Source organism: Pseudomonas coronafaciens pv. oryzae str. 1_6, assembly GCF_000156995.2.
GTDB lineage: Bacteria > Pseudomonadota > Gammaproteobacteria > Pseudomonadales > Pseudomonadaceae > Aquipseudomonas > Aquipseudomonas tremae.
The window spans coordinates 1,742,845-1,764,200 of the sequence record NZ_CP046035.1 but is presented as its reverse complement, the minus strand read 5'-3'; the positions used below and the strand labels follow the sequence as shown (position 1 = coordinate 1,764,200).

At 58.6% G+C, this 21,356-nt stretch carries 16 protein-coding genes; 1 reads left to right on the top strand and 15 read right to left on the bottom strand.

Annotation, left to right across the window (positions count from 1 at the left end; translation table 11 throughout):
• Nucleotides 1–114 precede the first annotated feature (114 nt).
• From POR16_RS07960 to POR16_RS07920, 9 genes are all read right to left on the bottom strand, one after another.
• Nucleotides 115–3,024 carry a TIGR00180 family glycosyltransferase gene (locus POR16_RS07960; protein ID WP_005890071.1) on the bottom strand — a complete coding sequence of 970 codons (2,910 nt, stop codon included), beginning with the start codon at nt 3,022–3,024 and terminating at the stop codon, nt 115–117.
• A 113-nt stretch (nt 3,025–3,137) separates the two neighbouring features.
• A complete protein-coding gene (locus POR16_RS07955) occupies nt 3,138–6,713 on the bottom strand; it encodes a glycosyltransferase (protein WP_122381086.1) in 3,576 nt (1,191 codons plus the stop codon).
• Between the two features lie 88 nt (nt 6,714–6,801).
• The gene (locus POR16_RS07950) at nt 6,802–8,394 is read right to left on the bottom strand and encodes a flagellar hook-associated protein 3 (RefSeq protein ID WP_024670745.1); all 1,593 of its coding nucleotides are present in this window, start codon (nt 8,392–8,394) and stop codon (nt 6,802–6,804) included.
• A gap of 13 nt (nt 8,395–8,407) precedes the next feature.
• Nucleotides 8,408–10,468 carry a flagellar hook-associated protein FlgK gene (flgK, locus tag POR16_RS07945; protein ID WP_024670746.1) on the bottom strand — a complete coding sequence of 687 codons (2,061 nt, stop codon included), beginning with the start codon at nt 10,466–10,468 and terminating at the stop codon, nt 8,408–8,410.
• 10 nt (nt 10,469–10,478) lie between these two features.
• A complete protein-coding gene (gene flgJ / locus POR16_RS07940; protein ID WP_005890062.1) occupies nt 10,479–11,720 on the bottom strand; it encodes a flagellar assembly peptidoglycan hydrolase FlgJ in 1,242 nt (413 codons plus the stop codon).
• A gap of 10 nt (nt 11,721–11,730) precedes the next feature.
• On the bottom strand, nt 11,731–12,840 hold the full coding sequence (locus tag POR16_RS07935; RefSeq protein WP_005890060.1) for a flagellar basal body P-ring protein FlgI: 1,110 nt from the start codon (nt 12,838–12,840) through the stop codon (nt 11,731–11,733).
• Between the two features lie 13 nt (nt 12,841–12,853).
• Nucleotides 12,854–13,567: a flagellar basal body L-ring protein FlgH gene (flgH, locus tag POR16_RS07930; RefSeq protein WP_005890058.1), complete on the bottom strand. Its 714-nt coding sequence runs from the start codon at nt 13,565–13,567 to the stop codon at nt 12,854–12,856.
• Between the two features lie 84 nt (nt 13,568–13,651).
• Nucleotides 13,652–14,440 carry a flagellar basal-body rod protein FlgG gene (flgG, locus tag POR16_RS07925; protein ID WP_005890056.1) on the bottom strand — a complete coding sequence of 263 codons (789 nt, stop codon included), beginning with the start codon at nt 14,438–14,440 and terminating at the stop codon, nt 13,652–13,654.
• A gap of 46 nt (nt 14,441–14,486) precedes the next feature.
• Complete coding sequence (locus POR16_RS07920) at nt 14,487–15,227, bottom strand: flagellar basal body rod protein FlgF (RefSeq protein WP_024670748.1); 741 nt, start codon at nt 15,225–15,227, stop codon at nt 14,487–14,489.
• A gap of 284 nt (nt 15,228–15,511) precedes the next feature.
• Between POR16_RS07920 and POR16_RS07915 the strand changes: the two genes are divergently transcribed.
• Complete coding sequence (locus tag POR16_RS07915; RefSeq protein WP_024670749.1) at nt 15,512–15,703, top strand: hypothetical protein; 192 nt, start codon at nt 15,512–15,514, stop codon at nt 15,701–15,703.
• Here the strand turns inward: POR16_RS07915 and POR16_RS07910 are convergent, their stop codons facing one another.
• The 6 genes from POR16_RS07910 to POR16_RS07880 all read right to left on the bottom strand — a co-directional run bounded on the left by POR16_RS07910 (nt 15,704) and on the right by POR16_RS07880 (nt 21,351).
• Nucleotides 15,704–17,452 carry a flagellar hook-basal body complex protein gene (locus tag POR16_RS07910; protein WP_005890048.1) on the bottom strand — a complete coding sequence of 583 codons (1,749 nt, stop codon included), beginning with the start codon at nt 17,450–17,452 and terminating at the stop codon, nt 15,704–15,706. It lies immediately after the preceding gene.
• A gap of 195 nt (nt 17,453–17,647) precedes the next feature.
• A complete protein-coding gene (gene flgE, locus POR16_RS07905) occupies nt 17,648–18,976 on the bottom strand; it encodes a flagellar hook protein FlgE (RefSeq protein WP_005890046.1) in 1,329 nt (442 codons plus the stop codon).
• A 25-nt stretch (nt 18,977–19,001) separates the two neighbouring features.
• Entirely contained in the window at nt 19,002–19,691 is a 690-nt protein-coding gene (gene flgD / locus POR16_RS07900) for a flagellar hook assembly protein FlgD (RefSeq protein ID WP_005890044.1), read from the bottom strand.
• Between the two features lie 15 nt (nt 19,692–19,706).
• Complete coding sequence (gene flgC / locus POR16_RS07895) at nt 19,707–20,147, bottom strand: flagellar basal body rod protein FlgC (protein WP_002554316.1); 441 nt, start codon at nt 20,145–20,147, stop codon at nt 19,707–19,709.
• Between the two features lie 3 nt (nt 20,148–20,150).
• A complete protein-coding gene (flgB, locus tag POR16_RS07890) occupies nt 20,151–20,558 on the bottom strand; it encodes a flagellar basal body rod protein FlgB (protein WP_005767037.1) in 408 nt (135 codons plus the stop codon).
• A gap of 319 nt (nt 20,559–20,877) precedes the next feature.
• On the bottom strand, nt 20,878–21,351 hold the full coding sequence (locus POR16_RS07880; protein WP_003370064.1) for a nuclear transport factor 2 family protein: 474 nt from the start codon (nt 21,349–21,351) through the stop codon (nt 20,878–20,880).
• Between the last annotated feature and the right edge of the window lie 5 nt (nt 21,352–21,356).

Sequence of the window (21,356 nt, the reverse complement as noted above, 5' to 3'; positions counted from 1 at the left end):
TGCGATAATTTACGCGAGGGGAAAACCAGTCGGAGCTTGACAGGCAGGCTCTGCCGAAGAGGATTTCAAGCAGCGAAACGGCTGCGGCGTAACCGTTTCGCTGGCGTACAGTACTCAAACAGCGAGCGTGAACCCCGGCCCTTTCAGATCAAGGTTTGCGTTGTACGCTTCATCTTGCGCGAACTGCGCCGACCATTTATCGATCAGCGCGGTGCGCGCTTGCTCGGGGGCATGCACCACACCGGGATGAACCACCTGAACATGCGGGGTCCATACCGTCAGATACCCCGCCTGCGAAGCCTTGAGGCACAGGTCGACATCGCTCAAACCCTCGGCGAATTCGGCTTCGTCCAGCCCGCCCAGCGCGTCATACAATTGCTTGGCAATCATCAGGCAAGCCGATGAAACGGCAGAGTAATTCTGCTCGACCACCAACCGCTGCATATAGCCTTTGGACGTCTTTGGCTCACCGACAAAACCCGATCCAACCCCACCGTTGAGGCCCAGGATCAGACCGGCCTGAGTCACCGTACCTTCACGGTCAACCAGCTTGGCACCAACTACACCCACCTCCGGACGCTGAGCCTGATTGAGCAATGACTCGATCCAGCCGACGTTGACGATCTGGCTCTGCGCATCTAGCAGGATCAGGTATTCGCCGCCGGCCTCCTGGCTGGTCAGGTTGAGCAAGGCAGAGGCACTCATACGTTGCGAGGCCCGCAGTACACGCACACGCCCGGACACCTGCTCCTGCTTGTCGAGCCAGGTCGACAGTTCGGTGGAAGTGCTGGCGTTGTCGCCGATCAACACTTCGTAACGCTGATAACGAGTACGTTGCAGGATGCTTTGCAGACAGCGCTGCAACTCTGCCAAGTTGTCCTGGCTGTGCAGCAGAATCGAGACCACCGGACGATGGGCATGACGGTAATCGATCTTGTAGGTGCCAGGCTGCGCAGAGCTGATTTCCGCCTGATAGCCACGTTTGCCAAGGTGCCGCTTGAGGGCTTTCTGCTCATCCTGATTGTCTTCCAGCGCAGGCGCTTCGCAGATCAGCACAGGTTCGCTCAGGTGAGCCAGACCGCTCATGCCGCCCTCCTCGATCAGGCGCAGCAACAGATCGAACTCGAGCGCCTTGGGGAACTCTCGCGAGTAACCGCCCGCCTCGACCAGCAAATCACGACGGATCAGCCAATGGCGGGCCATCAAAGCCGGCAGGCTTTGCAGCAGATCAAGGTTGAACCCCGGACGGAACACCGGGGCCAGCGTGCCGTTGGGTTGACGCTGAACTTCGTCGACCGCGACCGCCCGGCACTCTGCTGCATCAACCAGTTCGGCACTTGCCAGGAGCAGACCGCTACGAGTGAACTCTTCACCGGCCTGCGCCAGCATCAGCCAGTCGCTGGGCGACTGCTTGACGACCAGGTTGATCTTGTCGATGTAATTGCTTTCAGTCACCTTCACGAAATGCAGGGTGTTGTGCAGCGTGGTTACTGCCGGCAGTTCTCCGGTCGTGAACACCACCACTTTGAACGACTTGTAATGACTGTTGATCAGGCTGTCGAACGTCGCTTGCAGCTTGAACACGTCTGCGTCCAGATCCAGCAACAGGATACCGATCTGCGAGCCGGCCGATTTACTGGCGAGCTTTTCGGTGATTTGCTTGAGAGCGTCAGGCGCAGGATCACGCGAATCGAGCCAGTTGAGCAGCCGACCGGACGCCATACTGTCGAGCAGTCGGCCGTTGTCGACAGCGGACGCCGCCTGCAGACGCTGCCCCCAGGCGGAAACCAGTTCGATCTGCTTCTCGCTGTCTTCGTCATCTTTATTGTTGCGCAATTCATCGAGCAGGCTCTGCACGACGCCGATATTGAATGCGTAAGTTTCGTAGGCGTACCACAGACGGCTAAGTCGCGCTTCGGCGTCCGGGTTGTTCTGCGCACGCAGCAATTCAGCCTGTTTCAGCAGTGCGGCTTCAAGGCCTTCCATCTGCACGCGGCCTGCCGGCATGACGTGAATCAGGAATTCGATCCTGGCCAGCTCATCGAACAGCGGTTGATTATAAAACGGCAGCTCGACAAACTGACGAGGCTCGAACAGCGCATCCGACTGCTCAAGAGCGACGTTCCAGACTGCACTGATGATTTTCTCGTCACCTTGAAAACCCTGGGTCTTGAGGCGCTCAGCCATGGCGGCGAACCCGGCCAGAATGTGCTGGGTGCCATGCACGCCTTCAAAGCCCGAACCTTCGCCGAGCAGCGCGGCCAGTTTTTTGGCAAACGCCTCGCGGGCCGCCTTGGCTTTCGGGTCAGTGTGCTTCACCGCTGCGGCGATGGCCCCGCCGTGGCTTGTACCGGCCTCTTTGCCCGGCGTGAAATGCAGGGCGTACGCAATCGGCAGGATGCGCAGGCGTGCCGCAGCAACCAGGTAGGTCATATGACCGATTTCCTGCCAGTGCGGCTCGGTGTCCTCGGCAACTGAAGCGAACCACTGCTGCGCCAGCTCGGTCCGCGTCACCGCACTCAGCAACGACAGACCTTCGCTCATGAAACCCAGAACCCGCTCGGCAGCATCATCTGAGGCATGGTCTTCGCAGATCTTGCGGTCGCGACGGAAATAGTCCACCTGGCTGACCTGCGCCTGATAGCTCAGGCTGTAGCCCTGACAAGCGCCATAAGTCTGGTTGCTTTCAAGAAAGCTCAACGCTGCGATCAACGCGTCAGGCAGTAGAAAACTGTCAACCGGGGCCTGCACCACGAACCGCGTAGTGATCTGCTTGAGCCCTTCGGCGATCCTTGCACTGAGGCTGGCATTTGCCAATTCGGCGCTTTGCACGTAATGCACGCTGGAATTGCCGGCGATTTCCGCATCAGGCTCAGCCGACGCATCGACCACCACCACGTTGCACGCAAAGGCGCTGTAGTACTTCAAGGCACGACGCAGGAAGTCAGGTTGCTCCTTGGCCAATAGCAGCAGGGTAAGACGCTGATTCAGAGCGGTGTGTTCATTTCCCGAATGGCTTTGCATGGTCTTTCCTTATAGCGAATCGATTGCGCCTTCAACCCGCAGCGGGCGTTGAAGCAAGAGCATAGCGTTCGGCCTCGGCGGGCGAGCCGCTGAGGCCTGTCCAACGAATCAGATTAGTCCGGCAGCCAGCCGTTGGCCCAATACTGCAGGTTTTCTCCGCGCAGCATGAAATCACGCAGCACCGTCTCGCGCAGTTCGTCGCCCATGCGGTAACTGGCGCTGGGGTCGGACAAGTGCATGCGAATTGCCTGCAACCATTCTTCAGAGCTGTTGGTGTACACGCGGGTGGCTGGCAGATGGCCGCGATACGCCTCGGTGTCTGAACAGATGACCGGGTAGCCGCAGGCGCCGTATTCCAGCAACCGCAGGTTGCTTTTACAGTCATTGAAGATATGAAATTCCAGCGGCGCCAGTGCCAGGTCAAGGTTCAGGCTGGCCAGTTTGGCTGGGTAAGTCTTCAGGCTGACCGCCGAGTGAAACTCATGAATGTAAGGTTTGAGCAGATCCGGACACATGCCGAAAAACACCCACTCGACCTCATCAGCCAGTTCACGCACGACGTCCACGATCAGTTCCAGATCGCCGCGATGGCTGGTGCCGCCGCCCCAGCCGATGCGTGGCTTGTCGGAACTGCGACGCTTGCTTCTCAGGTTGCTCCACAGATGGGTCGCCAGCATGTTCGGCACTACGCGAATATCGCTGTGCATGCTCGACAGTACCTCGGCCAACGGGTGAGTCGACACCACTACCCGGTCGCACAAACCGATGCCCTTGCGCAGCATGGCGCCAATGTTGTCGGGCATGTTGCGCTTGTGCTCGTTTCGCTCCGGAACATCGGCGATGTAATCATCGAGCTCGAATATACGCATCGCATTGGAATAGTTCTTGGCCAGCTCGATGTCCGGGACCTTGGCTTCGGTGTAGCGCCCCTGAAACACGATGACATCTGGCGACTGACGCTCTATCTCGACCGGCGACGCCGTCTCATAGGTCATGCGGCCGACCACCCGCCCGGCATTGATCAATTCAAGCAACGGCTGGCTGACCCGGTAATGACCGACCGCCGACGAGTTGACCGCCATGCCGAGGATAGAAGGCAGATGACGGCTGCAGAACGGGTCCCAGCCGACCAGCAGGCCGGGATCAAGGGTAAACGACAGCGTTTCGTTGAGGTACAGGTTGGTGTTGTACGCCTGATCCCTGGCCATCTTCGGCAGCCATTTCTGGAAGAATGCCTTTTGTTCGTTATCGAGCGCCTTGCGCAAGGTCTCGTTACGCTCTGCGGCACCGGGCTCGGCCAGCACCATTGACGAATCGGGGGTGCCGACAATCAGGTAACCCTCACGACCGACGCGCATGCACAGGTCCAGATCCTGCAGCCCCTGCGTGAAGGTCGCGGCGTCCATTTCTCCCGCGCTGTCGAACACTTCCTTACGCACCATCAGGCAATTGCCGCTGACCGCACTCCAGTTCTGCGTCAATTGCAGGCGCTGCATGTAGCCGCTCGCCCCTGCTGGGAAATTGATGAAGGGCCGACCAGCCAGGCCGTCCATGCCCATCACCATGCCCGCATACAGAACAGTGCCCTGCGGGTTGAGAATACGTGGGCCGACGATTCCGACCTCAGGGCGCTGAGCGTGATTGAGCAGCCCTTGCAGCCAGTCAGCCTGATGAATCATGGCATGCGGGCTGAGCATCAACAGATAATCGCCACGCGCCTGACGGGCAGCATGGTTCTGAGCGAATGCTTCGCTGCCTGTTTCAGGCAACGAAAAAATCCGCAGTTTGTCGGTGCCTAGCAGGCTCATCGCCGCAAACCACTCGCGAGCATCGGCGCCTTCACTGGCATTATCGACGACCAATACTTCGTAGTTCGGGTAGGTCGTATTACTGAGCAGGCTATCTACGCAGCGCTCCAAAGCGCCCAACTGGTCCTTGGCAGTAATGATGACCGACACCAGCGGCAGTGACGGATGCACGTACTCGATGCGGTTCAGCAACGGCAAATGGTCATGGTGAATCACATGATCCCTGCCGATACGCGTCAGATGGGCGGCCACTACCGATTCGTTGTGTTCAGCGACACAGGGCAATGACAGCCAGTCAGCAAACGCCAGGCGGGACTCGACCTGCACCTCGGCGATATGCTCAATGGTCTGCGGCCCTACACCCTCGACCAGGCGCCAGATGACGTCATGAGGTGCCAGCTCCGCGTGGGCCGAATCAAAACCGCCCATGTCCAGCAGGTTGCGGCGTTCGAACGCCAGCGTGCGCCCCACATAAGGGTAGGCACGCAGCAGGTCCAGATTGAAACCGGGCTTGAAAATAGGCTCTCTGGATTCGTCTTCGACCAGAGCCCCTTCATCACTGTAGATACACAACAAGCCGGAAGTCTGGGCGATACGCTCGGCCAGCACCAGCAGCGCGGGCTGGGTCAATCGGTCGCCAGCGCGAAGCAGGTAAACCCAATCGGCGCTGTCCAGCAGCGGCAGTACTTCGTTCAACTGCCGAGCCCAATCGCGCTGTAAGGAAAAACGCAATACCTGAGGGTCGTCAACGTCAGCGTTGGTCAATACCACCACCGAATCGGCAGCGTAATCCTGCTCGGCAATGCTACTCAGCGTGATGTCAAGACCCTCGGCATCACCGTCAGGGTCGATGATCACAGGGACAATCCGCGGCTGCCAGGCCCAACTGCCAATGCGTCGTTCCAGCAGCTTTTTTTGCGGAACCGAAAAGCGTCGGCAGGACAGCCACTCCGCGTACAGCTCGGCATAACTGTCGCTGTTGCTACCGACGCGGCTCATCATGATGCCCTGTCGACCGGCCATTACCCCGTAGAGGCCAACTTCATCCCACTCGCGCGGCACTTCGTGCGCTCTGCGCAATGGCAGGAAACGCGCCCAGCCCTGGGCAGGTGCGTCTTCCCCGCTGCGCGCCTTGAGCATTTCATTCAGCCAATCCCATTCGGTGGTGGCTTTTTGAAGCATATCCGTCTGACTGCTGAGGCGACCGGGATGAAGCCGCTCGGTGCTCTCGATAGCGTTAAGCACCACAAGATTGCCGCGACGCAGCAAGCAGATGAAAAGCGTGAAATCCAGCAGTGCGACAAAGCCCTGCCCCGGCACCGCAAGGGACGGCAGATACTCCAGGACATCGGCACTACGCATCAGCGCACCGCTGAAACCGCCGAGATAATTGCGTGACGTACGCTCGAAGATCGCCAGCATGTCTTCACCCTTGAACACGGCGTCGTACGGTACAAGGCCGACGTTTTCCATGCGCGCCGGCAGTACATAATCATCCACATCCACCAGATGGCGTTTGCTGACGACAAGCTGCACATCCGGATAGGTGTCGAGGGTCTGCGCCTGATGCGCGACGCAGTAGGTGTAGAGGCGGTCATCGTCGCAGAGAAACTTGATGTATTCGCCGTCAGCCTCTTCCAGACACTTGAGCAAGTTGCCCTGAAAACCCAGACGCCGAGGATTGCCTACGTAGCGCGCTCGCTCGTTGCCGGAAGGCACCAGCTCGTCAAAAATCGTTTTTATCTCGTCGGTAAGGCAATCGTCGCAGACGATGATTTCGATATTGTCGTACACCTGATCCAGAGCACTTTGCAGCGCAGCACGGAAAAAGCGTGGGTTGAGGGCGGGGATGACGACACTGACGAGAGGGGCTGAATTCACTATTACAGACTCGCGAGCGGCGGGAAACCAACAGGTCGAATGGCTCCCCTTACCGCTGAAAAAAGACGGCGGATGCTCACGTCAGGGTTCAAAGCTGACTGAACAGGTTCAACTTGGATAGCATGGTAAACACCTGCTGGGAAGCATCCAGCATGGTCTTCTGCAGCGTCAACCGGGTAGTTGCCTCGACGATGTCGGCGTTGACGTAAGAGCCCTGCTCCGTGGTGTTGTTGCCCTTGAGCAGATCGTTGGTCACGCCCTGAGCAATTGCCGCAAGCTGACGCGCACCGCCAGCGGAACGCGCCGTGGATGCCTGTTCGATACTGCTGCTCATGTTGCCCAGCGCGGTATTCAGCGACGCAGTCAGTTTCTGGGAAGCTACCAGATTGCCGTCGGTGGGCGTTGACAGCGCCTTGATGGCCGCTGTCAGTGTATTCAGTATGTTTTCGGTCTGGTGGGTACCGGACTCGACGACGAACTGATCGCCAGCCGCAGGCGTGCCGCTCAGGTTGAAGTTGACCCCGGAAGCATTGGCCGTCGACCCAGTCATAGTGCCGCTGGATACCGGCTTGCTGTTGCTGGTCAGTGGCGCTGCGTACAAATCGTAAGCGGTCGGGCTGGTGAACTTGAGAATCGCGCCTTCGGTCGGGAACGTATTGTTGAACGCGGTACGGTCGGCAGCCGTATTACCGACATTCGAGCTGCTGACGGTAGCGGTCGATGTATTACCGGCACTGCGCGACGTGGAAACGCTGTCTGGCGTCGAAGCCAGTTGATAACTGCGGTTGGTCAGCGCGGCATCGGCTGTGGCTTGCGAAGCTCTGTCTGCAGCAGGCAGGTTGATGTTGAGGCTCAGTTCCACACCCCGGAAGGTAAACGACTGAGCATCGAACGAGCCATTGCTGAACTTGCCTCCGGACGACGTATCCGTGGTCACATCGGTGCCAGTGGCATCGGTGATCTTGAATTGCGTGCCGCTCAGGAACGTCATCGTGTAGGGTTCGCCGCCCTGATAACTCGAGTTGTAGACCGGGGTAGACGTCACCAGGCCACCGCTGAGGCTGACCTTGCCATCATCGATTGCCGGGGACATCAGTGTCGAGGACGTGCGAGTGGTGTTGACCGCCTGCTCGAACGCGTCGAAACCCGTCGTGTTGCTGGCCATTACCAGACCATCGCCCACCGCCAGATTGATGCTGGTCTGGTCGCCCTTGTAACTGTATGAACCGTCGGCGTTCTGGGAATATGGCGGCGTCGAGGCCTTCGACCCGGCAAATATGTACTTGCCATTAGGGTCCTGACTGTTCATCAAGCCCAGAATCTGGCCCTGATACTGCTTGAGCGCCGCGGCTTTGGCGAGACGATCGGAGTCAGTGTAGGCGCCGTTGGCAGCCGATACGATTTCATCGCGGGCAGCCTGCATCGTGTCGATAATGCTGCTCAGCGTGGTTTCAGTGGTCACCACGTTGGTATTGATCGTGCCGATATTGCCTTCGTACTGGTTCAGCATAGAGTTCTGCTGAGCCAGTTGCAGAACACGGGCTGCGCCGACCGGGTCGTCGCCTGCCGTATTAAGCTTGATGCCGCTGGAAACCTCTTCGCCGGTCTTGCTGAGGTTCGAATAGTTACGCTGATAATTAGCGTTCGTGGCTTCGTAAAACTGGGTAGTCGAGATACGCATGGCTCACGATTCCTTAAAGGCTGTTAATCAGCGTGCTGAAAATGGTTTGTGCCGCCTTGATGATCTGCGAAGAGGCCGTGTAGTACTGCTGATACTTGATCAGGTTGGAGGCTTCTTCGTCGAGCGATACACCCGAGACCGAATCACGTGATGCCTTGGCCTGACCGACAACGGCAGCAGTGGCCGTGACATCGTTCTTGCCTTGGCTCGCCAGAGTGCCCACCACCGAAACCAGGTTGGCGTAAGAACCCGAAAGGCTGCTACCCACGCCACCGTTGCTCACGCCGACGGTCTTGGCCGTCTGCAGCCCTACTACAGCTAGCGCGTTGCGGTTGTCGGACGAACCACCCCCCGTCATGCCGATGCTGAAGGTATCGTTGGCAACCGGCGATCCGGAAATCGTCATTTGCAATTCGAAGGCGGTCTTGCTACTCGGTGTTGTCGTAGTGTCGGTGTAGCCGACGTTCAACTTCACCGTGTTGGCCTGACCCTGAATGATCGAACCGCCCACCGCGTTGCCGTTCTGGTCAAGCACTGCGCCGCCACTGGCGTTAATCAGGCTATAAGTCTGCACGCCGGTACTGCTGACGGCCCCCATCACCAGTTTCATGGGGGCGGAATCTTTGAGCGCATTGCGCAAGTCGGCAGTCTGCGTGCTGCTGTAGATATTTGATTTGGTGTTCAGCACCGGCTGGGTGAAACCACCCGTGCCGGAGTTACTGCTGCCCGCCGTCGCCGTCAGTGGCGCTGCGGCTGCAATGTCCTTGGCATCTGTCAGGACCACCGAGATGCCCGAGGCGCCAGTGCGTGTCGGTGTGAGCTTGAAACTGTCACCCGCGGCCAGATTGTTGCCGTTGAGGCTGACGCTGAAACCGTCGAACTGCTTTGGCGGGTTGTCACTCAACGCACCGGCGCCCACGCTCTCACCGTTGGGCAGGCGACGGATCGTGAAATTGGAAGCATCACTGAACGTTACTTCGTAATCATCGGCGGTCAGCTTGCTGGCATCACCGATGGTGACGTTCAGATTGCCGGAACCACCGCTGTTGGTGGTTTTGCCGATGCTGCGCTGGGTGATGGCATCAGCGCTGTTGATGCTGGAATATAGGCTCGAACCAAAATTACCCTTGCTGTCGATACCCTGGTTCAGCTGGCTGTTGACCTGATCCGACAGCACCATCGCAGTACGGCCCAGTTCATTGGCCGCAGGCACCAGCACTTCGGAGCGATAACGCAGCAGCCCGCCGATCGAACCGCCGGTGAGGACTGAGGTGACGTCGGTCTGAGTCTGGCCGTAGGCGATCTGCACGTTGTATTGCAACGGATCGGACGGGCTCGGGGTGGCCGACATCTTGTAGGAGGTACCACCGCTGACCAGAGATTGCCCGGTGCCGGTATAGATGTCGTAGTTACCGTTGTTCTCGACCACCTTCACACCCACCAGCTCGTTGAGTTGGCGAACCGCTTCGCTGCGCGAGTCGAGCAGTGTGTTTGGCGTGGCGTGGCCCGCCGACGCCTGAGTAATCTGCTTGTTCAGGCTCGCCAGCGTGGTGGTCAGCTCATTGACCTGCTTGGTGTAGGTATTGAGCTGGGAATTGACGTTGTCATTCTGCGTGGACAACTGCGAAGAGACCGAATTGAAGCGTGCGCTCAGCGCGCTGGCCTGGGTCAGGAACGAAGAACGTTCCGCCGACTGCGTGGCGCTGGTGGCAATACCCTGCATCTTGGTAAAGAAATCCGCCAGCTGGACGGAAATACCCGTCGCATTGTCGGACAGCAGCGTATCGGTCTTGCCTGCCTGACCGGAATAGGCGACTGCATCCGCGCTAAGGGCGGTGCTCGATTGCAACTGGGTGTCCAGGTAGCTGTTGTAGATGCGACGCACGTCGGACAACGTTGTGCCGGTGCCGAGATAGCCGACACCCTGACCAAGGGCAATCTGTGCCGACGCCGTACTCAGCACTTGCTGACGCGAGTAACCAGCGGTGTCCACGTTGGCCGTGTTGTTACCGATGGTGTTGATCGCAGCACTACTGGCGTTGATACCTGAAAGCCCAATTGAAATCAGCGACATGATTAAAACCTTATAAAGTCGTGGAAGAGCCCGTTGCAGCGGCGTATGTCTGGTAACTCTTCATCTGCTTCGCAATCTGCGAAATCTTGCTGGCATAGTCCGGGTCGGTGGCGTAACCGGCCTTCTGCAATTCTTTTACAAACTGTTCCGGTTTATCGGCCGAGTTGACCACTTCTTTATATCGATTGTTGTTCTGCAGCAGGCTGACCAGATCATGGAAGCTGTCAGCGTACGAACCATAGGAGCGGAAATCTGCCGTTTCCTTGACCATTTTGCCGTCGCGGAACTCACTGGTGATAGCGCGCGCCTCGGCGCCCTTCCAGCTACCGGCGGCCTTGATGCCGAACAGGTTATGACTGCTGCTGCCGTCCTGCTGACGCATGATTGACTTGCCCCAGCCGGTTTCCAGCGCGGCCTGAGCCACCAGCATGACCGGGTCGACACCGATACGCGCTGCGGCTTCCTTGGCCAGCGGCAACATGGTCTCGACGAACTGATCGGCGTTGCTGAACGCGCGCTTGGCCGGGGCCAGCGGCGGCTGGGCCATCGTGCGCACGTATTCCGGCGCAGGCGCCAGGTTCGGGTCGAGTGTCCAGTCGCCGTTCTTGCCAGCGATCCCCGGAGCAGCGCGAGCCGGCACAGGACTGTTGGTCACCGCTGCGGTGGCCGACGGCACGATGCCTGCCAGCAGGCGGTCGGTGAGCTTGCTCGGCAAGGACAGGCGACGGGCATTGAGCATGGCCATGTCGTTGCGGCCTTCGCCGGACGCCGAAGCCGCTGCAGCTGCCTGGTCTGCCGCCGCCGAGCGCGTGGCCCACAGCGGACGCTGGTAAACACTGGTCGCCAGACCGGTCTTGGCAGGCGCCGCGTCAGTGGCGGTCGCAGGCCTGGCCGCATCGGTCGGAGCCGCGTGCTGGATGCCCTTGTCTTTCGACAACTGGCGCATCAGGACGTCCTGCAGGCCGATACCGTTACCACGGGTAGACAGCGTGACTGCCAATTGCTGGTCATACATGTCCTGATACTGCCGCGTCGCCGCGGTGTTCATCGGGTTGTCCTTGGCCAGCACTTCGTTGGCCGAGCGCATGGCCTTGAGCATCTGGCTGACGAACAGAGATTCGAACTCGCGGGCCACCTTTTTCTGGTTTTCCACGCTGTCCTTGTCGCCATGCTTCAAAGCCGCCAGACGGTTGACGTCGGTGTAGGCACCGGAGTCGACCGCTGATGAAATTCCGCCCTTTGGCATATCCATGCGCAAGTCCTCAGATAACGATCAGGTCGGCTTGCAGTGCGCCGGCCTGTTTCAGGGCTTCGAGAATGGCCATCAGGTCACCGGGCGCAGCACCCACCTGATTGACCGCACGGACGATCTCATCCAGCGTGGTGCCTGGACCGAACTTGAACATCGGGTGCAGCTCCTGCTGGGCATTAACCCGCGAACGGGGCACTACCGCGGTCTGGCCACCGGACAGCGCGCCCGGCTGGCTGACGATCGGGTCTTCGGTAATGGTCACGGTCAGGCTGCCGTGCGTCACAGCGGCAGGCGAAACCTTGACGTTCTGGCCGATGACGATGGTGCCGGTCCGGGAATTGATGATGACCTTGGCAGCGGTCTGGCCCGGATCGACTTCCAGGTTCTCCAGAATCGACAGGTAATCGACACGCTGACCCGGATCAAGCGGCGCGGTTACACGCACCGAGCCACCATCCAGTGCCTGGGCAACGCCAGGGCCGAGCAAGTCGTTGATCTTGTCCACAACCCGCTTGGCCGTGGTGAAGTCGGAACGATTCAGGTTGAGGGTCAAGGTATTACCCTGATTGAAGCCGCTCGGCACCGAGCGCTCTACCGACGCACCACCTGGAATGCGCCCCGAAGACGGGACGTTTACAGTGATTTTCGAACCGTCACGACCTTCCGCATCGAAACCACCCACGACCAGGTTGCCCTGAGCGATGGCGTAGACGTTGCCGTCGACACCTTTCATAGGCGTCATCAACAACGCACCGCCACGCAGGCTCTTGGAGTTACCGATCGAGGACACGGTGATATCGACCGTCTGACCCGGCTTGGCAAACGCCGGGAGGTCTGCATAAACAGCCACCGCCGCGACGTTTTTGAGCTGTACGGTGCCGGAACCGGCCGGCACCTTGATGCCGAATTGCGACAGCATGTTGTTGAAGGTCTGCAGGGTGAACGGGGTCTGGGTGGTCTGGTCACCTGTACCATTGAGACCCACGACCAGACCGTAACCGATCAACTGGTTGGCCCGTACGCCGGAGATGCTTGCGATGTCCTTCAGGCGCTCGGCCTGAACGCCGAACGCTGTGGACAACAACAAGGTCGCCGCTATCAGTTGCTTGAGCTTGATCATGTCTATCCCGCTATCAGAAAGGGAACAACGGGCTGAGGAAGAACCGGTCGAACCAGCCTGGCTGGCTGGTGTCGGCAAAGGCTCCGGTCCCCGAATAGGTGATGCGTGCATCGGCAATGCGGGTAGAAGAAACAGTGTTGTCGGTTGCAATGTCATCGGCGCGAATAAGCCCGGCGATCCGTACCAGTTCATCACCGGTGTTGAGGGTCATCCACTTCTCGCCACGCACGGACAGGATGCCGTTGGGCAGCACATCCGCAACCGTCACGGTGACCGAACCGGTCAGGCTGTTGCTCTGCGCGGCCTTGCCGTCACCCTTGGTCGTCCGGGCGCCGTTGTAACCGGCGTTCAAACTGAGGTCATTGCCGCCAATCGGATTGTTGGTGGTCAGTCCCGAACCAAACAGCGAGGTCAGGCCGATACTGTTGTTGCTGTTCTTGGACATGGCGGATGTCGCCGCCTTGCTCGCCGCCATACGCTCGGAAAGCGTGATGGTGATGATGTCGCCGACACGGAACGCTTTGCGGTCGCCGTACAGGTTCTGCTCGAAACCGGCCTGATAGATGGCGCCATTGTTCGAAGCAGCCGACATGGGCGTACGCGGCAACACCGGAGCGTAGTAAGGGTCATTGGGCTTTGCCGTCGGCGCAACACAGCCGGACAGCAGGGTGATCCCGCACAATGAAGCGATCAACACTGAAAGACGCGGAACACTAAGGCGGTTCATGACACTTGAAACCTCGCGGTGTAGCAGGCGCTTATCAGGCGCCCTGTCGGATTGAGCAGTTTTCCTGGCAACAACATCAGTGCCTTAAAGGTTCTGAGTCAGGTTTTGCAGCATCTGGTCAGCGGTGGAAATCACTTTGGAGTTCATCTCGTAAGCGCGTTGGGTGGTGATCATGTTGACCAGCTCCTCTACCGTGCTGACGTTCGAGTTTTCCAGGGTGTTCTGCAGGGTCGGGCCCAGGCCGTTGAGGCCCGGCGTGCCGATCTGCGGCGCGCCGCTCGAACCGGTTTCAAGGTACAGGTTGCCACCGATGGCCTGCAGGCCGGCCGGGTTGATGAAGTCGGCAGTCTGAATGTTGCCGATGATCTGCGGCGTTGCGGTTGCACCCGCCAGCGTGACCGAAACCGTACCGTCCTGGCCGACCGTGAAGGTCTGTGCAGCCTGTGGTACGACGATCGCAGGCTCGAGGGCATAACCGTTGGCGGTCACGATCTGGCCGTTGGCGTCAAGGTGGAAGGTACCGTCGCGGCTATAGGCCACGGTGCCATCCGGCTGAGTCACTTGAAAGAAGCCGCGACCGTTGACCGCCAGGTCCAGCGGGTTGTTGGTGGTCTGCAGGCTGCCTGCCGTGAAGTTCTTTTGCGTGCCGACAATGCGCACACCGGTACCCAGTTGCAGGCCGGACGGCAGTTCGCTGTCCTGAGTGGACTGAGCGCCTGGCTGACGCTTGATCTGGTACAGCAGGTCCTGGAACTCGGCGCGATCACTTTTGAAACCTGTGGTCGAAACGTTCGCCAGGTTGTTGGAGATCGTGGTCAGGTTGGTGTCCTGAGCGGCCAGGCCGGTTTTGGCGACGTATAGTGCAGGAAGCATGTGTGTTCTCCTCAAGCGCCGGTTTGTCGGCGCAAGCTGTCATTGATTAGCCAAGTTGCAAGACGCGCGCCATAGACTGATCGTCTTCTTCAGCGGTCTTCATCATCTTGACGTGCAATTCGAATTGACGGGACAAGGCCAGTACCGAGGTCATTTCCTCGACCGCATTGACGTTGCTCGCCTGCAGAAAACCGGACTCGACCTGAACCGTGGCATCTGCATCGGCAGGCCGACCGGTCTTGGTGTGAATCAGGCCGTCAGGGCCTTTTTCCATGGTCTTGAGGTCGGGCTTCACCAGCTTGATGCGGTCAACCTGGGCCATCACCTGCGGGCTCTCGCCCAGCGAACGGATGCTGATGGTTCCGTCGGAGCCGATCTCGATCTGCTGCTGAGGCGGCACGGCGATCGGACCACCATTGCCCATTACCGGCAAACCGCTGCCGTCGCGCAACACGCCCAGCGCATCGATGTTCATGCCGGAACTGCGGGTGTACGCTTCACCACCGTCGGGCGTCTGTACTGCGATCCAGCCATCACCCTTGACGGCGATGTCCAGTTCACGACCGGTCTGCACCATAGCGCCAGCGGAGAAATCAGTGCCAGGGCGTTCGCTCATGGCATAGGCACGGGAAGGCATGACCTCGCCAAACACCGGCATCGAGCGGGCCTGTTCAAGGTCACGCATGAAACCGTTGGTCGAGACGTTTGCCAGGTTGTTGGCGTGAGCCTTCTGCGCAATCGCGTTTTCAGATGCACCGCTCATGGCGACGTAAAGCAACTTGTCCACAGTCTTCCTCCTCCGACAGACGCTTGCCGCCTGTAGCTGTTCTGAAAGGGTTAAAGCAATTTTGGGACCAACTTGTCAGGGTCGATACAAATGCTTGATTAGTCAGCAAAAACGGGCACCCGAGATACAGGTCGAGGCAAAGCGCCAGCCAATAGCGGCGGCGGACTGCCGCCCCTCCTTCGCCGAAGCCGATACAACGCCAAAAAAACTTCGCACACACGCATCGACGACCCGGACGACAGTGATAATCTGGCAGTCATTACAGACCTCATCGGTAAATCGCCATGTCTTTTCGTGGGTGCTTCGTCGGCACTGCAGCTGCCAGCCTGATGGCCCTGGCGCTGCTCGCCCAGGCCGCCCCCGCGCATTACTACAAATGGCAGGGCGACAGCCGCATCGTCTGTGCCCAGAGCAGCCCCGGGCCAGGCTGGAAACGACTGAAAGGCCACTTCATCAAGGCCGACTGTTCGATCTGATCAAGTCGATTGAATCAGCGTCTGCATCAGCGTGACCTCTGTGGATATCGCCTTCGAGTTGGCCTGATAGGCCGTCTGCGCCTGAATCAGGGCGATCAGCTCATCCGCCAGCACGACGTTCGACCCCTCCAGCCCGCCACTGATGATGCTGCCCAGCGTGCCGATGCCCGGCACGTCGTAGTCGGCCACTCCGGAATCTGCAGTTGCCGCCCAGCGTGTGTCGCTGCGCGGCTGCAAACCGTGAGGGTTGGCGAAACTGGCGAGCATCACCTGGCCTATATCCTTGTTCATGCCGTTGGTGAAACCCGCGCGCAAGATGCCGTCGCGCCCGACGTCCAGGCTCTTGAGTTCCCCTGCCGAATGACCGTCGACGTAGGCAGACGAGCGCGAGCTGGCGGCGTTGTGCTGAAGCAGATTGGTAAAGTCGATGGTCATGCCGTTGGCGCTGCCAGCCGCCCCGTTGGGGGCCCAATGCTCGCGCTCGGTACCGGGGCTCGCCACCATCGCCGGCGACCAGCCCGTAAGCTGCAGCAGGTTGCCTTTGCTGCTGTCCAGACCAGTGCTGCCGGTCAGCGACACGACCGAACCATGGGTATCGAACACGATGTTGGCCGTAAGCGGCGCTTTTGATTCGGGTTGTTGCGGGTTTCGATCATCAATCAGTACGTGCATCCGCCAGCTGTTGGTGCCGTCTTTCACGAAGTATTGTTTCAGCTCGTGCATGTTGCCCTGACTGTCAAAAATCTGATTGCCGAACATCCTGCTGTAAGTGTTCAGATCAGAGGCATCGAAGTCCGGAACAGAACGACTCATGACCGAATCGGCGGGGTCGAGAACGCTTACTCCAGCCTCTTCCAGCGGCAACGAAACAGTGCCGCCATTGAGAGAACCGCTTGCCAGCCACACGCCATTGACTTGCCTGGCAGGCACCCAGTCCTGCAACGCAAACTCAGTGTCCGAGATTTTACGAATGTGCTGGTTATTATCGCTGTACGACAGAGAGCCATCGGGTTTGAGCTCAACGCGTACTTGCAGCGGCGTCACACTGTCAGGGTCCAGCGGGTTGCGCCCATCCACCAACACATGCATCGTCCACTGGTTATCTTCGGTCTTGACGAAGTACTGCTTGAGCTCGTGATCAGCCGCCTGCACAGGAACAATCCCCACGTCCTGAATGGTACGGCCGGCAACCCGAGTGTAGGTCGCCGGGTTGGCAGGATCAAAAACCGGCAAGCGGGAGAGCGAGGGCAGCGACGAATCCAGATTGATATTTTCGGACACTCTGGTCGTGGCCCTGGCTGCGACGTTGGACGTGTCGATCTGCAAGTCCGTGCGAATGCCACTGATTATTTCGCCCTTGTCATTCGCCGCATAGCCTTGCAAGCGGCCGCCATCGCTGTCGACCACAAAATTGGCGGCATCCTTGAGGAAAGCGCCGGCTCGCGTATAGGCCAGAGAGCCCTGATCACTCACCACAAAGAAGCCGTTACCCTGAATGCGCATGTCCAGCGCATTGCCGGAACTGATCACCGTTTCACCCTGATTGAAGTTCTGCTGCACCGCAGCCAGTCGCACACCATCGCCCACGGCATTGTTTCCATTGCCGAGCTGCGCGGACGAATACAAGGCCGAGAATTGCGCACGAGAGGATTTGAAACCGAGGGTGCCTACGTTGGCGATATTGTTGCCTGCTACCTCCAGTCTCTTGTTGGCAGCGTGAATACCACTGATCGCTGTATTGAATGACATGAGTACTCCCTTGCCACAAAGGCATTTTATAGAGGAGTTTTATTCTCACACCATCGTGCGTAGGACATTTCCAAGTAGGTTGAACGACCCATCCGTAACTTTAAACACGGTCAGAACTTGACGGATTCATTAATGACCGCGCATAAAAAAACCCCTTTTTACAGGGGTTTTCAATACCGACCGCTATGACGTGGATTACGTCATCTGAATAGTGGTCTGCATGATGGTGCTTTGTGTGGAGATAGTCTTGGCGTTAGCCTGATAGTTGCTCTGCGCCTTGATCAGGTTAACCAGTTCCACGGTCAGGTCGACGTTGGACTCTTCCAGCGCCTGACCCGTGATGTAGCCCAGGGTACCGGACTGCGGAGCGCCACTTACCGGTACACCGGAAGAGAACGTTTCGCGCCAGTTGGTGCCACCGGCCTGCGCCAGGCCTTGCACGTTGGCGAAGCTGGTCAGCGACGTCTGGCCGATCACCTGAGACTTGCCGTTGGTGTAGGTTGCAAACAGGTTGCCGGTCGAATCAACGTTCATCGCGCTGAGCTGACCCGTGGCGTAGCCATCCTGATCCTGCTTGAGCAGACCAGAAACCGAAGCAGTCTGGGTAATGTCGGACATGTTCAGTTTGATGGAAGCTGCGCCGGTTGCCCCGTTTGCGGCCCAGGTTGCCGAACTGCCAGTACCGATCTGTACACCAGGCACCCAGTTGTTGACGGCGAACGTACCGTCGGCATTGAACTTGATGTTGGCGCTGTCGCTGGGGACAGTGCCCGGCGCAGCAGTGACCAGATTACCCGCAGAGTTGAACGTCAGGTTGTTCTTGTCCGGCGTGGTGCTGGCCGGGTTGGAAATGCTGCGCCCGTCCATCAGGGAATACATCGACCAGGTGTTGGTGCCGGTCTTGACGAAATACTGATCCAAGGTATGAGCATTGCCTTGGGTGTCGTAAGTAGGCGTGCTGTATTTGGTGTTGTAGGTCTTGGTGTCAGTGGCATCGAAAGTCGCAACGGACGGCATGGGAGTCGTCGAGTTCAGGTTGGCCGAGTTGGTGATGGTGGTCGTGGCCTTGGGCTCCAGGTTGGACGAGTCCACACGCAGATCGCTGAGCGCACCGGTTACCACCGAACCACTGGCGTCCACGTTGTAACCCTGCAACTTCATGCCGCTGCTGTTGACGACGTAGCCTTCCTTGTCGGTGTGAAATGCACCGGCACGGGTGAAAAGCTTCTCGCCGTTATTGCTGAGCATGAAGAAGCCGTCGCCGTTGATGGCCAGGTCCAGGCTGTTGGCAGTACCGGTGGTCAGGCTGCCCTGCGAGAACTGCTGGGAAACCGCTGCAGTGGTAACACCGCTGCCGACACTGCTCTTGCCCGACGTGCCACGGATCGACTGAGCGTATTGGTCAGCGAACTCGGTACGCGATGATTTGAAACCGGTAGTCGCTACGTTGGCAATGTTGTTGCCGGTAACGTCGAGACTTTTGTTTGCAGCATAGAGCCCACTAAGGCCGATATTGAAAGACATGTTTCACTCCTGCGCCGTAGCGGCTCTACAATCCGATGGTTTGAACTTTGGACAGGGCAACACTGCCGCTGGCCAGGTTAAGCGTTGTTTCAGCACCGTTGACACCCAGCGTGACGCTGTGAACCGTGGCGGGCAGATAAGTCGAAAGTTGCGTGTTCTTGCCGTCGATCGAGCCCTCGGCCTTGAAGCTGTAAGTGCCCGATGGAAGTGCTGTACCACTTGAATCCGTACCGTCCCAGGCAAAGCTGGTAGTGCCGGCTTTTTGCGCCCCAAGATCGACGCTGTCGACCAGATTGGATTGCGCGTCGTAAACCTTGACCGTTGTCACCGAGCTGGCGCCCGGAACCACGATCGAGCCGGTCAGGCCCTTGCTCGTATCGACAGAAGTGCTGCCCGAATCGATGATCACCGAACGGCCCACCAGCGACGACGCCTGTAAGGCCTGGGACGACTTGTAACTGCCGGCAATCGTGTCAACCGTCTTGGTCAGGTTCTGCATGCTTTCAAGGCTGCTGAACTGGGCCAGCTGAGCCACGAACTGGGTATTGTCCTGTGGGTCCAGCGGGTTCTGGTTCTTCATCTGCGTAACCAGCAGTTGCAGAAAAGAATCCTTGCCCAGCGTACCGGTCGAGTTGGTCGCGGTAGGTGTCGGGTTTTGCAGCGTGTTCAAAAATGTCGATGAAACGCTGTTTGATGAGGTGCTATCAACGGCCATAACGTTCGCCTTCTATCACTGACCGAGGGTCAGAACCTTCTGCATCATGGATTTAGCGGTGTTCATGATTTCGGCGTTGGTCTGGAAAGACCGGCTGGCGGAGATCATGTCGGCCATTTCTTCCACGACATTGACGTTGGGGTAATAGACATACCCGTCCTTGTCGGCAGAAGGATGATTGGGCTCGTAGCGCGCTTCGAGGTTGGAACTGTCTTCGATAATGCCGTTGACCTGAACACCCTGCCCCGCTTCACCCTGATCCTGGAACAGCGAACCACCTGTCGATTGCTGACCCTGCATCACGGTGGCAAACACCGGATGGCGGGCGCGGTAGGTCTGGTCCATGCTCGAAGACACGGTCTCGGCGTTGGCGATGTTACTGGCCGTGGTGTTCAGACGCGTGGTCTGGGCACTCATGGCGCTACCGGCAATGTTGAACACATTGGCTAGTGACATGATTTACTCTCCGCGAAGGGCTGCAACCAGCCCTTTGAACTTGCTGTTGAGCAATGTGAAGCTGGCCTGGAAGCCCATGGCGTTCTCGGTGTAACTGGCCGTCTCGACCTGCGAGTCAACGGTGTTCTGGTCCAGCGAAGGCTGCGACGGCGTGCGATACATCAGCGTGCCATCGTCATTCCCCATGCCCTCGGCTTCGATATGACGGCTGTTGGTCTTGTTCAGCGCGAAATGACCGTTCTGGGCCTTGTCGTTTTCGGCAGCCAGCACCGAAGAAAACTCCAGATCGCGAGCCTTGAAATTCGGAGTGTCAGCGTTGGAAATGTTGTTGGCCAACACCTCTGCCCGCTGAGCCCGGAAGTTAAGGGCCTTTTCATGTATGCCTAACGCTTTATCGAAGCTGATGCTCATTTCGGGAAACCTTTGCCGGTTGACCTGACTCTGTTGTTACTGACAAAGCAATCGGCGTGCCATGTTGCAAAAGCCAATGATTGCAAGGGTTGCAGGCAACGCGGAGGCGGCAATGCCAGAAAAGCGGCAAGGCATTTCCGCTGTGAGGGGTAAAGCGGCAAGGTGGGTGCCGTTTTTTTGCCAGTATGGTGTGTGTCGCTTCAAGCGAGCCCGCCATTGCGAGCGTCGCCCCGAAGGTCGTCGGGCGACGCTTCGCTTTTTCCCGATTAGTCGGGCACCAACAGTAAAGCCGGCGTACACGGTACGCCAGACAGCTCAATCAGAGGCCCAGCTCACTCAACCCCGGGTGATCATCAGGTCGCCGCCCCAGCGGCCAATGGTATTTGCGCTCGGACTCAGCAATCGGCAGATCGTTGATACAGGCAAAGCGCCGTTGCATGAGGCCATTTGCGGCAAACTCCCAGTTCTCATTACCGTAGGAACGGAACCAGTTGCCCGAGTCGTCGTGCCACTCATAGGCATAGCGCACGGCAATGCGGTTATCCGTGAATGCCCAGAGTTCCTTGATCAAGCGGTAGTCCAGCTCCTTGCGCCACTTGCGCTCCAGAAAGGCCTGAGCCTCTGCGCGACCATTGATGAACTCGCTACGATTACGCCAATAGGTGTCTTCGGTGTAGGCCAAAGCGACTTTAGCCGCGTCGCGCGAATTCCAGCCATCCTCGGCGCCACGAACTTTCTGGACTGCAGTCTCCAGGGTAAAGGGTGGAAATGGCGGTCTTCCTTTATCACTCATCTCAG

What these genes read in the sequence shown, in the direction of transcription:
- POR16_RS07960 (WP_005890071.1), bottom strand. Translation starts at nt 3,024, where the DNA reads ATGCAAAGCCATTCGGGAAATGAACACACCGCTCTGAATCAGCGTCTT.
- POR16_RS07950 (WP_024670745.1), bottom strand. Translation starts at nt 8,394, where the DNA reads ATGCGTATCTCGACTACCCAGTTTTACGAAGCCACGAACGCTAATTAT.
- flgK (WP_024670746.1), bottom strand. Translation starts at nt 10,468, where the DNA reads ATGTCGCTGATTTCAATTGGGCTTTCAGGTATCAACGCCAGTAGTGCT.
- flgJ (WP_005890062.1), bottom strand. Translation starts at nt 11,720, where the DNA reads ATGGATATGCCAAAGGGCGGAATTTCATCAGCGGTCGACTCCGGTGCC.
- POR16_RS07935 (WP_005890060.1), bottom strand. Translation starts at nt 12,840, where the DNA reads ATGATCAAGCTCAAGCAACTGATAGCGGCGACCTTGTTGTTGTCCACA.
- flgH (WP_005890058.1), bottom strand. Translation starts at nt 13,567, where the DNA reads ATGAACCGCCTTAGTGTTCCGCGTCTTTCAGTGTTGATCGCTTCATTG.
- flgG (WP_005890056.1), bottom strand. Translation starts at nt 14,440, where the DNA reads ATGCTTCCTGCACTATACGTCGCCAAAACCGGCCTGGCCGCTCAGGAC.
- POR16_RS07915 (WP_024670749.1), top strand. Translation starts at nt 15,512, where the DNA reads ATGTCTTTTCGTGGGTGCTTCGTCGGCACTGCAGCTGCCAGCCTGATG.
- POR16_RS07910 (WP_005890048.1), bottom strand. Translation starts at nt 17,452, where the DNA reads ATGTCATTCAATACAGCGATCAGTGGTATTCACGCTGCCAACAAGAGA.
- flgE (WP_005890046.1), bottom strand. Translation starts at nt 18,976, where the DNA reads ATGTCTTTCAATATCGGCCTTAGTGGGCTCTATGCTGCAAACAAAAGT.
- flgD (WP_005890044.1), bottom strand. Translation starts at nt 19,691, where the DNA reads ATGGCCGTTGATAGCACCTCATCAAACAGCGTTTCATCGACATTTTTG.
- flgC (WP_002554316.1), bottom strand. Translation starts at nt 20,147, where the DNA reads ATGTCACTAGCCAATGTGTTCAACATTGCCGGTAGCGCCATGAGTGCC.
- flgB (WP_005767037.1), bottom strand. Translation starts at nt 20,558, where the DNA reads ATGAGCATCAGCTTCGATAAAGCGTTAGGCATACATGAAAAGGCCCTT.
- POR16_RS07880 (WP_003370064.1), bottom strand. Translation starts at nt 21,351, where the DNA reads ATGAGTGATAAAGGAAGACCGCCATTTCCACCCTTTACCCTGGAGACT.